11 protein-coding genes are annotated in these 12,213 nt (G+C 62.6%); 1 reads left to right on the top strand and 10 read right to left on the bottom strand.

The window, feature by feature from the left end:
* The first annotated feature begins 1 nt into the window (after position 1).
* A complete protein-coding gene (locus NKI63_RS05115) occupies positions 2–313 on the top strand; it encodes a Dabb family protein (RefSeq protein ID WP_352506362.1) in 312 nt (103 codons plus the stop codon).
* Here NKI63_RS05115 and NKI63_RS05110 read toward each other — a convergent pair whose 3' ends face one another.
* The 10 genes from NKI63_RS05110 to NKI63_RS05065 form a co-directional block, all read right to left on the bottom strand.
* Entirely contained in the window at positions 314–1,159 is an 846-nt protein-coding gene (locus NKI63_RS05110; protein ID WP_352506363.1) for an EamA family transporter, read from the bottom strand.
* Between the two features lie 7 nt (positions 1,160–1,166).
* A complete protein-coding gene (locus tag NKI63_RS05105) occupies positions 1,167–2,081 on the bottom strand; it encodes an endonuclease/exonuclease/phosphatase family protein (protein ID WP_352506364.1) in 915 nt (304 codons plus the stop codon).
* Positions 2,082–2,170: 89 nt separating this feature from the next.
* Positions 2,171–3,721 (bottom strand): cation:proton antiporter, encoded by a 1,551-nt coding sequence (locus NKI63_RS05100; protein ID WP_352506365.1) that lies wholly within the window; start codon positions 3,719–3,721, stop codon positions 2,171–2,173.
* 140 nt (positions 3,722–3,861) lie between these two features.
* A complete protein-coding gene (locus NKI63_RS05095; protein ID WP_254816897.1) occupies positions 3,862–4,926 on the bottom strand; it encodes an ABC transporter ATP-binding protein in 1,065 nt (354 codons plus the stop codon).
* Between the two features lie 16 nt (positions 4,927–4,942).
* Entirely contained in the window at positions 4,943–5,734 is a 792-nt protein-coding gene (locus NKI63_RS05090; protein WP_352478173.1) for an ABC transporter permease, read from the bottom strand.
* On the bottom strand, positions 5,731–6,645 hold the full coding sequence (locus NKI63_RS05085; RefSeq protein ID WP_023675356.1) for an ABC transporter permease: 915 nt from the start codon (positions 6,643–6,645) through the stop codon (positions 5,731–5,733). Before NKI63_RS05085 ends, NKI63_RS05090 begins: the two co-directional genes overlap by 4 nt.
* Before the next feature lie 64 nt (positions 6,646–6,709).
* A complete protein-coding gene (locus tag NKI63_RS05080; protein WP_352820642.1) occupies positions 6,710–7,816 on the bottom strand; it encodes an ABC transporter substrate-binding protein in 1,107 nt (368 codons plus the stop codon).
* 242 nt (positions 7,817–8,058) lie between these two features.
* Entirely contained in the window at positions 8,059–9,231 is a 1,173-nt protein-coding gene (locus NKI63_RS05075; RefSeq protein WP_352820640.1) for an iron-containing alcohol dehydrogenase, read from the bottom strand.
* A 17-nt stretch (positions 9,232–9,248) separates the two neighbouring features.
* Complete coding sequence (locus NKI63_RS05070; RefSeq protein WP_352820638.1) at positions 9,249–10,637, bottom strand: aldehyde dehydrogenase family protein; 1,389 nt, start codon at positions 10,635–10,637, stop codon at positions 9,249–9,251.
* A gap of 181 nt (positions 10,638–10,818) precedes the next feature.
* Positions 10,819–12,189, bottom strand: a complete 1,371-nt coding sequence (locus NKI63_RS05065) for a glutamine synthetase family protein (protein WP_352820636.1) — start codon at positions 12,187–12,189, stop codon at positions 10,819–10,821.
* Positions 12,190–12,213 lie beyond the last annotated feature (24 nt).

Raw genomic sequence — 12,213 nt, 5'->3', positions numbered from 1 at the left:
AATGATCAGGCACTGTGTCTTCGTCAGATTTCGCAACGATGTCGCCGACGCCGACCGCGCGGCAATCCATGCCGATCTCGAAGCGTTGCGGGCGGTGATCGACGGCATGGGCAAGGTCGAATTCAGCGCCAATACCAGCCCGGAACCCTTCGCCCGCGGATTCACGCACGGCTTCACCATCGACTTTCGCGACGCTGCGGCACGCGATGCCTATCTGGAGCATGAAGCGCATCAGCGAGCCGGCGCAAAACTGGTCGCGGCGCTCGAAGGCGGCACCGACGGGCTGATGGTGTTTGATCTGGAGATCGCGTGACTATCCCATTCTCAGCGCAACGACGCCGGCAACGATGCTAAGCACCGCGGCACCTCGCCATGCCGTCATCTTCTCGCCGAGCGCGAACACCGAGATCATCATGGCGAACAGGATCGATGTTTCGCGCAGCGACGCCACCGAGGCGATCGGCGCCTTGGTCATCGCCCACATCACGATCCAGTAGGCGCCGCCGCTGAGCACGCCGGTATAGATTCCGGGCTTCCAGTCGCGCGCCAGCACCGGCAGCGCCTGTGGTCCGCGAAAGACGACGCATAGCACCAGCGCCCACAGCGCATCGCAGACGAACAGCCAGGCGGCATAACTCGACGCGGTGGCGGCCAGCCGCGCGCCGCTGCCGTCCGACAGCGTGTAGCTGGCGATGAAGATCGATGTGCCCAGCGCGAAGCCGACGGCGCGCAGGTTCAATTTCTCCAGATGCGCGCCGCCGCGAAACGACAGCACCAGCGTGCCCGCCGACAACAAGAGGATGCCGAGAATGGCGAGCGGCGCCGGCATCTCGGCAACCACCACAACGCCCCCCAAAGCGGCCAGCAATGGCGCGGTGCCGCGCGCCAGCGGATAGGTCTGGGCGAAATCGCCGGCCTTGTAGGCGCCGATCAGGAACGTCCTGTAGCCCATGTGGAAGACAACCGAGGCGAGGATGTATGGCCACACTTCCGGCTTCGGCACCTCGACGAAAGGCAACGTCACCAGCGCAGCGGCACCCATGCCGAGCGTCATCAGTGTGATCGACAGGAAACGGTCGAGATGGACCTTGACCAGCGCGTTCCAGATCGCATGCATGGATGCGGCGGCGAGCACCGCGAAAAAGACAAACAGGCTCATCGGCGGTTCATCCGCCGCCCGTCCCGATGACGATCGGCGTCTCCAGGTCGATATCGACCCAGAGCGGAAAATGGTCGGAAGCGATTTGGCCGATATCGGCGCTGACCGAGCGCACGCGCCCGGCAAACATGCCGCCGACGAAGCAATGGTCGAGCCGGCGCTTTGCCAGCCTGCCATCGATAGTCTTCACATGGGTGTGGAAATCCGCTGTCGGTTCCATTGCGACGGCGGCGGCATCGACAAAACCGTCGAGATAGGCGGCACCGCGATGATAGGGCGCGCTGCCGACAATGCGCCGGTACTCGGCGCTATCCGGCTCCATGTTGAAGTCGCCCAACCAGATCGCCGCTACGGGGTTTTCTGGCTCCTGTTCGCCATTGCTCCAGTTGCGCGCCGGCTCGTCGTCGGCGCCGCTCCATGGACCGCCCTCGGACGGCGCGCTGCGATGCTCGGCGAGCAAATAGTCGATCTGCTCCAGCCGCTCCTCGGCCGCGATATGCGCCAGATGCAACGACAGCACCCGCACCGGACCGGCAGGGGCGCGGATCATGCATTCGAGTGCGGCATTGCGGGTGTTGAGCGGCCGCAGCGTGCGCCTGAGCGGCAGCGTATGCAACCGCGACCAGACGATCGGAAGCTTCGACAGAACCATGGTGCCGAATTGCCGCCGCCGGTTGACGATGTGGCCTTCACGCCGGTGGCTGGCATCCATGTCGAAGGCCGGCCCGTAGACCCAATGATAGTCGGGCAGCAATTGCGAAAGAAGTTCCGGCTGGTCGTCCTCGTTGCTGCGCAACCAGTGCCGTTCCACCTCCTGCAAGGCGACGATGTCGGCGCCGGCCACGACCTTGGCACAACGCGCCAGGTCGTAGCGGCCATCGCTGCCGAAGCCGTACTGGATGTTATAGCTGACCAGCTTCATTGCTTATCCGGCTCAGTTTCCTGCTGGCAGTAGCCGTTCGCTGACAGCCTTGCAATGTGCAGCCGGGCGGAGGGAGCTTGGGCCAGATGCTAAGTGGTCAGCGGCTGGAACCGACCGGGCGGGGATGCTGCCAGTTCCGACCAGTCGATTTCTTCCTCAAGGCGGTGGTAGGCTTCGTCGCCGATCGTCCCGTCGATGCGCAAACGCTCCAGCGCATCACGCTGGCTCTTGATGGCGTAAAGACGCAATCTGTCATACTCGGTCGCCGCCTGGGCATCCTCCGGGTTTTCGGCGATGGCGCGCTGGGCGGCATATTGCTCTCGCACCGCCCCGGCCGCGCTCGATGTCTTGCCGCTGAGCACGTCCAGCGCCGCCTGCATGATGGCGACGCGCGCCTGCGCCACCTCCCGGTCGACCGTCCGGTCGAGGTCGAGATTGAGCAGAAGCAGCAACGGTTTCAGGCTGACGCCTTGCAGCACCAATGTGCCGAGCACGACCGTGAAGGCGGCGAGCACGATCGGATCACGGCCCGGAAAGTCGGCCGGCAAGGCGAAGGCTGCCGCAAGCGTCACCAGGCCACGCATGCCGCACCAGCCGATGAGCACGCCGCCGCGCAATGTCGGTGCGTCCTTCCGCCTGTCCTCGTCGCCCAGACGTGCCAGCGCTCTGAGGATCGCGCCGCAGCCCAGCACCCAGACGAGCCGCGATACGATGACAATGGCCAGCACCGCCAGGGCAAAGACGAACGCCTCGCTTTGTCCTTGCTCGGCAAGTCGACCGACAATCGATCGCGCTTGCAGGCCCATCAGGACGAAGGCCAGGACGTTGAGCACGAACACCGCCGTCTCCCAGACCGAGTAGGAACTGACACGATTCCTTGCCGGCATGCGGCGCGGCGATGTACGGGCGATCGTCATGGCATAGACGACGATCGTGATGATGGCGGACAGCCCTATCCTGTCGGCCAGGATCCAGACGCCAAAGGTTGAGGCGAATTGCACCACGGTGCCGCTCGCCGGGTCGTCGATACGGCCGAGTATGGCGAGAGACAACCGGCCGAGCACATAGCCTGCGGCAAGGCTGCCGACCGTCGACAGCAGGATCATTGGTACGGCACTGCTCAACAGGATGGAGCCGGCGGCTGCGGAAACCGACATTCGGTAGATCAGCAGTGCCGTCGCGTCATTGAGAAGGCTCTCGCCTTCCAGGATGGCGGTGATGCGATGCGGTACCTTGAACTGCCCGAGCACGGCCGCCGCTGCCACCGCATCGGGCGGCGCCACAATCGCGCCAAGCGCTATGGCGGCGGCGACGGGCAGGCCTGCCATCGTCCAGCCCACCAGAGCGACCGCCACCGTGGTGAAGATGACGGCGCCAAGCGCCAGCAGGATGAGCGAAACCTTGTAGCGGTTGAGATCGCGCAGCGACGTGTCGTAGGCCGCGTCGAGCAGAACCGGCGCGATGAACAGAGCGAGCGCCAGCTCCGGGTCGATCTCGATGGTCGGGGCAAACGGCAGGAAGGCGATGCCAGCGCCGGCCAGCGCCAACAATGAAGGATAGGGAATCTGCAGACGCCGCGACAGCGCGGTCAGGACGACCGCGATGAGAAGCAGGACAAGGGTGAGTTCAAAAAGCGCCATGCCTTATCGTAGCGGTGAAGCCGGGCGATTGGCACTGCAAAAACGGCAACGGCTTTGGCTGCTCGTGAATGGTGAATGGCTGCGTGTAGAGGAATTTGGCGCGTAAAGCGCATTCTCACTATTCACTATTCCCTCTTCCCCTAATGCAGCACCAGCATGTCGCCCGACGAGAACGAAATTTCGGCCTTTTCGCCGACGGCCGGCGGCGGCGTGGCCGGGCTGTTGAACGTGTCGAGCGAGACCGTGGCGCCGCCGATGCCGACGCGCACCCGGATGACCGAGCCGAGGAAATGCACTTCGGCGATTTCGCCCGAAAGGCTGGAGTCGCGGCCGGGGTGGCGCCCCAGCGAAATCGCTTCCGGACGCAGTGCCAACGACAGCGTGTCGCCGGATTTCGAGCCGTTGAGCTTGCCCTTGAGCGAAACCTCTTGCGAATTGACGCGCACCTTGCCCGAAGCCGCGTCTGTGACCGTGCCTTCAAGCACGTTCAGCGTGCCGACGAAATTGGCAACGAATTTGGTTGCCGGCCGGTTGTAGATCTCGAACGGCGTGCCTACTTGCTCGGCCTTGCCGCCATACATGACGGCAATGCGGTCGGAGATCGACAGCGCCTCTTCCTGGTCGTGGGTGACGAAGATGGTGGTGATGCCGAGCTTCTTCTGGATCGAGCGGATTTCCTCGCGCAGCGACACGCGCACCTTCGCGTCAAGCGCCGATAGCGGCTCATCGAGCAGCAACAGCTTCGGCTTCGGCGCAATTGCCCGCGCCAGCGCGATGCGCTGCTGCTGGCCGCCGGAAAGCTGGTAGGGATAGCGGTCGCCCATCTGCGGCAGCTTGATGATGTCGAGCATTTCGGCAATGCGCCTGTCGGCATCGGCCTTTGGCATGCCGGCGACCTTCAGCCCGAAGCCGATATTCTGCGCCACGGTGAGGTTCGGAAACAGCGCATAGGCCTGGAACACCATGCCGACATTGCGCTGATTGGGCTTCAGCCGGGTGATGTCCTTGCCGGCCACGACGATCTTGCCGGCGGACGGCTCTTCGAAACCAGCGACCATGCGCAGCACCGTCGTCTTGCCGCAGCCCGATGGCCCAAGGAAAGAGACGAATTCGCCCGGCTCGACGTCGAGGTTGAAATCCTGCACAACGGTGATGGGGCCGAAGGATTTTCGCACATGCTGGATTGAGAGGAAGGGCTCGGTCATGGCTTTTTCCTTCGGGTCAGTTCGGACGGTTCGCCGATCGCGGCGCGAAACGCGACAGGATCTGGATCAGCGACATGCAGCCCCAGGTGATGGCGAAGGCGATGATGGCAAGCGCCGCCGGCTCGTAGGCTCGGTTAGCGCCGACGTTCTGCAGATAGGGTCCGAAGGCAGGCCGGTTGAGCAGGCTAGCCATGGTGAATTCGCCTATCACGATGGCGAAGGTCAGGAAGGCGCCCGACAGCACCGCGATCAGCACATTGGGCAGGATGACCCGGGTGATGATCGTGCCCCAGCCGGCGCCGAGAATCTGCGCCGCCTCGGTCAGTGTCCGCACGTCGATCGTGCGAAGTCCGGTGTCGACGGCGCGATACATGTAGGGCAGTGCTAGTGTCGCATAACCGATGACCAGCAAGGCATTGGCTCCTGTCTCGCTGCCCAGGAACGGCAGCGGTGAGTTCGACCCGTACATTCTAATGTAGCCGAAGACGATGACGATGGCGGGAATGACCAGCGGCAGCAGCGTGATGAACTCGACGACGGGCCTGAGCTGCGGCATCCGCAGGCGGATCCAATAAGCGGTAGGCACCACGATCAGCACGCCGAGAATGATGGTGAAAACAGCAGCGAGTACGGAATAGCCGAAGGTCGCCTGGAAACGGGGGTCGCCAAACACGACTTTGTACGCATCGAAGGAATAGGCGCCGCGCCGCATGCGCATGGAAAATTCCACCGTCGCGATAAGCGGAATGAAGAAGTAGGCAGCGCCCAGCGCGAAGACGACCCAGGCCCAGAAACGTCCGCTCTTCATTTAAGCCACCTTTCCGAGCGCGTCCGGAACCAGATGTAGAAGACATTGGCAAGCCCGGTGATGACGATCATACCGAAGGCAATGGCATAGCCGAGATGGGCATTGTGCAGCACGTCACCGCGGATCTGCGCGTAGAGCAGGATAGGGACGATGTTAAGCGAGGAGCCGGTCAGAGCGTAAGCGGTGGCGATGGCACCGAAGGCGTTGGCGAACAAGAGGATGACGGTGCCGAGGAAGCTTGGCCAGATCACCGGAATGACGACCATACGCCAGAACTGCGCCTGGGTCGCGCCAAGCGTTGCTGCCGCTTCGCCCCATTCCTTCTTCAGCCCGTCGATCGCTGGCACGATGATCACCACCATCAGCGGGATCTGGAAATAGACATAGGTCAGTGTCAGGCCCCAGAACGACAGAATGTTGAAACCATGGGCATAAATGTTGAAGCCGACCAAGACGTTGAGCAGCACCGTGGCGAGCCCGAGCCGGCCGAGCGTCGCGAGAAAGGCGAAGGCCAGCGGCACGCCGGCAAAATTGGAGGCCACGCCGGAGAAGGTCAGTGTCGCCGAGCGTATCCATTCCGGCAGTCCGCCGCGCACGATGGCGATGGCAATGGCAAGCCCCGCGAAAGCACCGATCAGCGACGAGGCGAGGCTGACCTTGATTGAGATCCAGTAGGCGGCAACGATCGACGGCTGCGCCAAGGCCGCTATGTTTTCGAAAGTGAATTCGCCGGCATCGTTCCGGAATGCGCCCAGCATCAGATAGAGCGTGGGCAGGATCAGGAACATGATGGCGAAGATGAAGAAAGGCGCAACGCCAAGCCATTGTGTCGGCAGCCTCATACTGCGGGCGTCGGCAGGAGGCGCGGTCTTCCCGGCAACAGCGTGATCGGACAACGAGATATCGGTCATGCGCCGGCTACCGTCCTGGAGGTATGCCGGGCGGCGATCTAAGCCGCCCGGCTGATCTCAAGTCTTACTTGACGTTGGCGCCGACGACGGCATCCCAGTTCTTGGTGATGGCTTCCTTGGCCTTGCCCTGCTCGTCGAGCGTCGGGAACACCGCGGCTGCATAGGACTCGGCCGGCGGCAGCTTGGCCATCACGTCAGCCGGGAGCTTGCCATTCTTGGCGAGGTCGTTGAAGCGGATCGGGTGACAATAGCCCTTCAGCCAGCCGATCTGGCCTTCGTCGGAATAGAGATATTCCAGCCATAGCTTGGCAGCATTGGGATGCGGCGCGTAGGCGCTGATCGCCTGAACATAGACGCCGGCGACGACACCGGTCTTCGGCACGACGACGTCGACCGGCGGATTGCCCTTCAGCGTATCGCGGCCGGCAAGCGCGTTATAATCCCAGGTCACCAGGATTGGCGTCTGGCCTTGGGCAAGCGTCGCGGGCTTGCCGATGACCGGCACGAAATTGCCGGCGGCGTTGAGCTTCTTGAAGAAGTCGAGACCAGCCGTGCCGGCGGCTTCGCCGGCAGCCGCACCGCCGGAAAGGCCGGCGGCATAGACGGCCTGGATGGCCTGGTTCGAAGCACGCGGGTCACCGGCGAGCGCCACGGTATTGGCAAATTCCGGCTTCAGCAGGTCGGCCCAGTCGGCCGGCGCTTCCTTGACCAGGTCCTTGTTCACCAGAAACGAAAGCACGCCGTAGTAATCGCCGGTCCAAAAGCCTTCGGCATCCTTGGCGCTGTCCGGGATCGAGTCCCAGGTCGATACTTTATAAGCCTGGATCAGGCCATCCTTCTTTGCGGTGGGGCCGAAGCTCAGGCCGACATCGATGACGTCAGGCGCCTGCGGGCCCTTGTTGTCCTTGTTGGCCTTGATCGCTTCGACCTCGTCGCCGGAGCCGGCATCGGGATTGAGCTCGTTGACGGTGATGCCCGGATATTTTGCCTTGAAGCCATCGATGACCGCGCCGTAGCCGCACCAGTCATGCGGCAGCGCGATGGTGGTGAGCTGGCCTTCAGCCTTGGCTGCGGCGACCAGTTCATCCATGGACTGGGCCGACGAGATGGCAGAGGTCGCCATCAGGGCGACGGCCGTAAGGGAAAGCAGTTTTCCCGTGAATTTGAACATGTGTTCTCTCCGTTGAACTGACGCCGTTGGACGCCTGCGATGCGGTATCGTTTTCGTGTGACAGCCAGATGAAAGCTCTGTGAAAGCGATGCCCTGCAGTACGAAAAAGTAAACTCTTTTTAACCGGCTGTAGCAATCGCTACCCGGCTATTTTTCCGGCTAACTAGTTTCGGCCTTGTCGTTCATCCTTTCCCCCTTTCTTCGCCTCTTTTCCAAAGTGGATTTCCAATGCGGAAGTTGTCTCAGACGGCGCCGGCGATGGCATTTTCCAGCAGCGTCAGCGCCGCCTTCTTGGTCAGCTTGACCGGGTTGCCGCCGGCGGTCGGGTCGACTACCGCCATGTCGGCGATCAGGCCCTTGCGCTTCTTGTCCATGTCGAACCCCTTGATCAGGCCGGGCAGCGCATGCGGCACCTTGAGCTCTTTGCGCAGCTTGATGATCGCCTTGGCAAAACCGTCGAAGCCGCCCTTGATGCCGCAATAGGCGGCGAGCCGGGCGATGCGCGGCTCGATCGCCTCGCGGTTGAAGGCCAGTACATAGGGCATGAACACGGCGTTGGTCATGCCGTGGTGGGTGTCGTAAAGCGCGCCGATCGGATGCGACAGCGAATGAATCGCGCCAAGCCCTTTCTGGAAGGCGGCCGCTCCCATGGCAGCGGCGCTCATCATGTTGGCGCGGGCGACCAGATCCTTGCCGTTGGCATAAGCTTTCGGCAGGTTTTCGAAGACCAGCCTGATGCCTTCCACCGCGATGCCGTCGGCCATCGGGTGATAGCCCGGCGCACAATAAGCTTCGAGGCAATGGGCAAGCGCATCCATGCCGGTGCCGGCGGTGATGAAGCCGGGCATGCCAACCGACAGCTCCGGATCGGCAATGACGATCGCCGGCAAGAGCTTCGGATGGAAGATGACCTTCTTGGTGTGGGTCGCCTCATTGGTGATGACGCCGGCGCGACCAACCTCCGAGCCGGTTCCGGCGGTGGTCGGCACCGCGATGATCGGCGCGATCGCATCGGCATCGGCGCGCGTCCACCAGTCGCCGACATCCTCGAAATCCCAGACCGGCCGGGTCTGGCCGGCCTGAAAGGCGATGAGCTTGCCGAGGTCGAGCGCCGAGCCGCCGCCAAAGGCGATGACGCCGTCATGCTTGCCCTGCTTGAACACAGCGATGCCGGCGGTCAGGTTGGAATCGACCGGGTTCGGCTTGACCTCGGAAAACACGCCATACGGAACCTTGGCATCGTCCAGTATTTTCAGCGTCGAAGCCACCACCGGCAGTTTGGCCAGTCCCGGGTCGGTAACGAACAGCGGCCGCTTGATGCCGGTCGCCGCCAGCACCTCCGGCAGCTCCTTGATGCGTCCGGCGCCGAAGCGGACGGTCGTCGGGTAATTCCATTTGGAAACGAGTTTTGTCATTTTTGTCTTTCGAAAAGTCAGATGGCTTCGCGCAGATGGTATGATTTCGGCCTGGTCAGATTGTCGTAGCCGATGGCCGACAGTGCCGCGCCCTTGCCGGTGTCCTTGACGCCGGTCCAGACCAGCGCCGGGTCAAGATAGTCGCAGCGGTTCATGAACACCGTGCCGGTCTCGACGCGGTCGCCGATCGCCGCCGCGTGCTCGGTGTCGCGCGTCCAGATCGAAGCTGTCAGCCCATAGGGGCTATCGTTCATCAGCGCGATCGCCTCCTCGTCGTTGCGCACCTTCATGATGCCGACGATCGGGCCAAAGCTTTCCTCGCGCATGACGCTCATCTGGTGGTCGACCTGGGTCAGCACTTCCGGCGGCAGATAGGGGGAACCCTGCCTGTCATTGGCCACCTTCATATTGATGTGTGCCCTGGCGCCCTTGCGCAACGCCTCGGCCTTCTGCTCGCGGATCAGGTCGGCGAAGCGCGCCTGCGCCATCGGCCCCATGGTGGTCGCCTGGTCGAGCGGATTGCCGACGACGTAGTTCCTGGTCTCGGCAATGAAGCCCTCGACGAATTCATCGTAGACCTTCTCGTGGACATAGACGCGCTCGATGCCGCAGCAGCACTGGCCGGAATTGTAGAAGGCGCCGTCGACCAGATTGGCAACGGCATAGTCCATCTTTGCGTCCGGCAGCACATAGGCCGGATCTTTGCCGCCGAGTTCGAGGCCGAGCGTCATGAAGGTGCCCGCGGCCGCCTTTTCGATGGCGCGGCCGCCGGCGACCGAGCCGGTGAAGTTGACATGGTCGATCTTGCCGGAGCCGAGCAGCCTTTCGGTCTGCGCGTGGTTCATGACAAGGTTCTGGAACAGGCCCTTGGGCAGGCCTGCTCTGTCGAACGCCTGCTGAAAACGTTCGCCGACCAACAATGTCTGCGCCGCGTGCTTGAGGATGACGGCGCTTCCGGCCATCAGCGCCGGGACGATGGTGTTGACGGCGGTGAGATAGGGATAGTTCCAAGGCGCGATCACCATGACCACGCCGAGTGGCACCTTCTTCACATAACGGCGAAAGCCGTCCTTCGGGTTGGAGGCCATGACCGGCTTCAAGGCCGCCTCGGCGATCTCGACCATGTAGCTGACGCGTTCCCTGACGCCGCCGAACTCGCCGCCATAGCGAACCGGCCTGCCCATCTGCCAGGCGATCTCCGGCACGATCTCGCCGGTCATGGCGACCAGCGCTTCAAGCATGGCAAGCATGTATTTGCCGCGCTCGACGACCGGCGTCTCAGCCCACTTCTCCTGCGCCGCCTTGGCACGTTCGACCGCGGCACCGATCGCCTGGTCGGTGGCAAGAGGCCGTTCGGCATAGATCGAACCGTCGACGGGGGATTTTATCTTGACCGTTTCGGTCATGCCTTGGGTCCTCGCATTCTACAATAATTATCGTTGGTCACGCCGCCCTCATCCGCCTGCCGGCACCTTTCCGCCTATAGTGACGGAGAAGGGACAAGCTCCAGCGCTGGCGACCCCCCTCTCCCCGTTCTTCACGAGAGGGTAAAGGTGAGGGGCGGGCGGCGCCGACATTGCCAGCCATTCAATACCGCTCGAACCCCCTGTGTAATTCCCAGTCCGTAATCCGGCGGTCGTACTCGAACTGTTCCCAGTGTGCCGTGTGGACGTAATGCTCCAGCACATCGTCGCCGAGCGCGTGCCTCAGCATCTTCGATTCCGCCAGCGTTGCGGTGGCGTCGCGCAGTGTCTTTGGAATTTCAGGCAGCTGCGAGGCCTGGTAGGCGTCGCCGACGAAGGGCTTCTGCAGTTCAAGCTTTTCATCGATGCCGGCAAGCCCGGCCGCGATCAGTGCCGCGAAGGCGAGATAAGGATTGAGGTCGGCGCCGCCGATGCGGCATTCCATGCGGATGCCCTTGGTGCCCTCGCCGCAAAGACGGAAACCGGCGGTGCGGTTGTCCTCGCTCCACATGATCTTGGTCGGCGCAAAGGTGCCGGCCTGGAAGCGCTTGTAGGAATTGATGTAGGGCGCCAGGAACCAGGTGAATTCCTTGGCATATTTGAGCTGACCGGCCGCCCATTGCTGGCCGAGTGTCGACAGCGTCCACTCGGCATTTTTGTCGTAGAATAATGGCGTCTTGCCGTCGGCGCTCCACAGCGAATTATGGATGTGGCTGGAATTGCCGGCCAGCCCATAATTGTACTTGGCCATGAACGAGATCGCCTTGCCTTCGGACTCGGCGATTTCCTTGGCGCCGTTCTTCAGGATGACGTGGCGGTCGGCCATGTCGAGCGCCTCGGCGTAGCGGACATTGATCTCTTCCTGGCCTGGCCCCCACTCGCCCTTCGAATTCTCGATCGGGATGCCGGCCGCCTCCATCTCGTTGCGCAGCCGGCGCATGACGCCTTCTTCCTTGGTGGTGATGCCGATCTGGTAGTCGCCGATGTAGGGCGATGCCGTCTCGAGGCCCCGCCAGTGCTTCTTGCGGGCGGAATCGTAGGTTTCGCTGAACAGATAGAATTCGAGCTCGGAAGCGAAATAGCCGATATAGCCGCGTTCCTGCAGCCGCTTGACCTGCTTCTTCAGCATGGCGCGCGGCGAATGCGCAAGGTCGTCATGGGTATGGTGGTCGAGCACGTCGCAGATCACCAGCGCTGTCTTCTCCAGCCAGGGGATCCGCCGCAGCGTCGCAAGGTCCGGCTTCATGACGAAATCGCCATAGCCCTTCGACCAGCTCGCCGCCTTGTAGCCGGGCACCGGTTCCATATCGATGTCGGCGGCCAGCAGGTAGTTGCAGCCATGCGTCTCGTCATGCGCGGAATCGACGAAATACCGGGCCAGGAACCGCTTTCCCGCAAGCCGTCCCTGCATGTCGACGATGCAGGCCAGCACGGTGTCGACCTCTCCGCTGGAGACCGCTTGCTTCAACTGATCGAAGGAGAAATTTCCGGCCATTCCTTTGGCACTCCAGCGCTTGTC

It is taken from the genome of Mesorhizobium sp. M0410 (assembly GCF_040321435.1).
GTDB lineage: Bacteria > Pseudomonadota > Alphaproteobacteria > Rhizobiales > Rhizobiaceae > Mesorhizobium.
Note: the sequence above shows the minus strand (reverse complement) of the source record. Positions and strands in the feature narration are given on the sequence as shown.

Bases quoted from the DNA above. Each gene is read 5' to 3' on its own strand.
- NKI63_RS05070 (WP_352820638.1), bottom strand. From the start codon at position 10,637: ATGACCGAAACGGTCAAGATAAAATCCCCCGTCGACGGTTCGATCTAT.
- NKI63_RS05065 (WP_352820636.1), bottom strand. From the start codon at position 12,189: ATGGCCGGAAATTTCTCCTTCGATCAGTTGAAGCAAGCGGTCTCCAGC.
- NKI63_RS05115 (WP_352506362.1), top strand. From the start codon at position 2: ATGATCAGGCACTGTGTCTTCGTCAGATTTCGCAACGATGTCGCCGAC.
- NKI63_RS05105 (WP_352506364.1), bottom strand. From the start codon at position 2,081: ATGAAGCTGGTCAGCTATAACATCCAGTACGGCTTCGGCAGCGATGGC.
- NKI63_RS05095 (WP_254816897.1), bottom strand. From the start codon at position 4,926: ATGACCGAGCCCTTCCTCTCAATCCAGCATGTGCGAAAATCCTTCGGC.
- NKI63_RS05075 (WP_352820640.1), bottom strand. From the start codon at position 9,231: ATGACAAAACTCGTTTCCAAATGGAATTACCCGACGACCGTCCGCTTC.
- NKI63_RS05085 (WP_023675356.1), bottom strand. From the start codon at position 6,645: ATGACCGATATCTCGTTGTCCGATCACGCTGTTGCCGGGAAGACCGCG.
- NKI63_RS05110 (WP_352506363.1), bottom strand. From the start codon at position 1,159: ATGAGCCTGTTTGTCTTTTTCGCGGTGCTCGCCGCCGCATCCATGCAT.
- NKI63_RS05090 (WP_352478173.1), bottom strand. From the start codon at position 5,734: ATGAAGAGCGGACGTTTCTGGGCCTGGGTCGTCTTCGCGCTGGGCGCT.
- NKI63_RS05080 (WP_352820642.1), bottom strand. From the start codon at position 7,816: ATGTTCAAATTCACGGGAAAACTGCTTTCCCTTACGGCCGTCGCCCTG.
- NKI63_RS05100 (WP_352506365.1), bottom strand. From the start codon at position 3,721: ATGGCGCTTTTTGAACTCACCCTTGTCCTGCTTCTCATCGCGGTCGTC.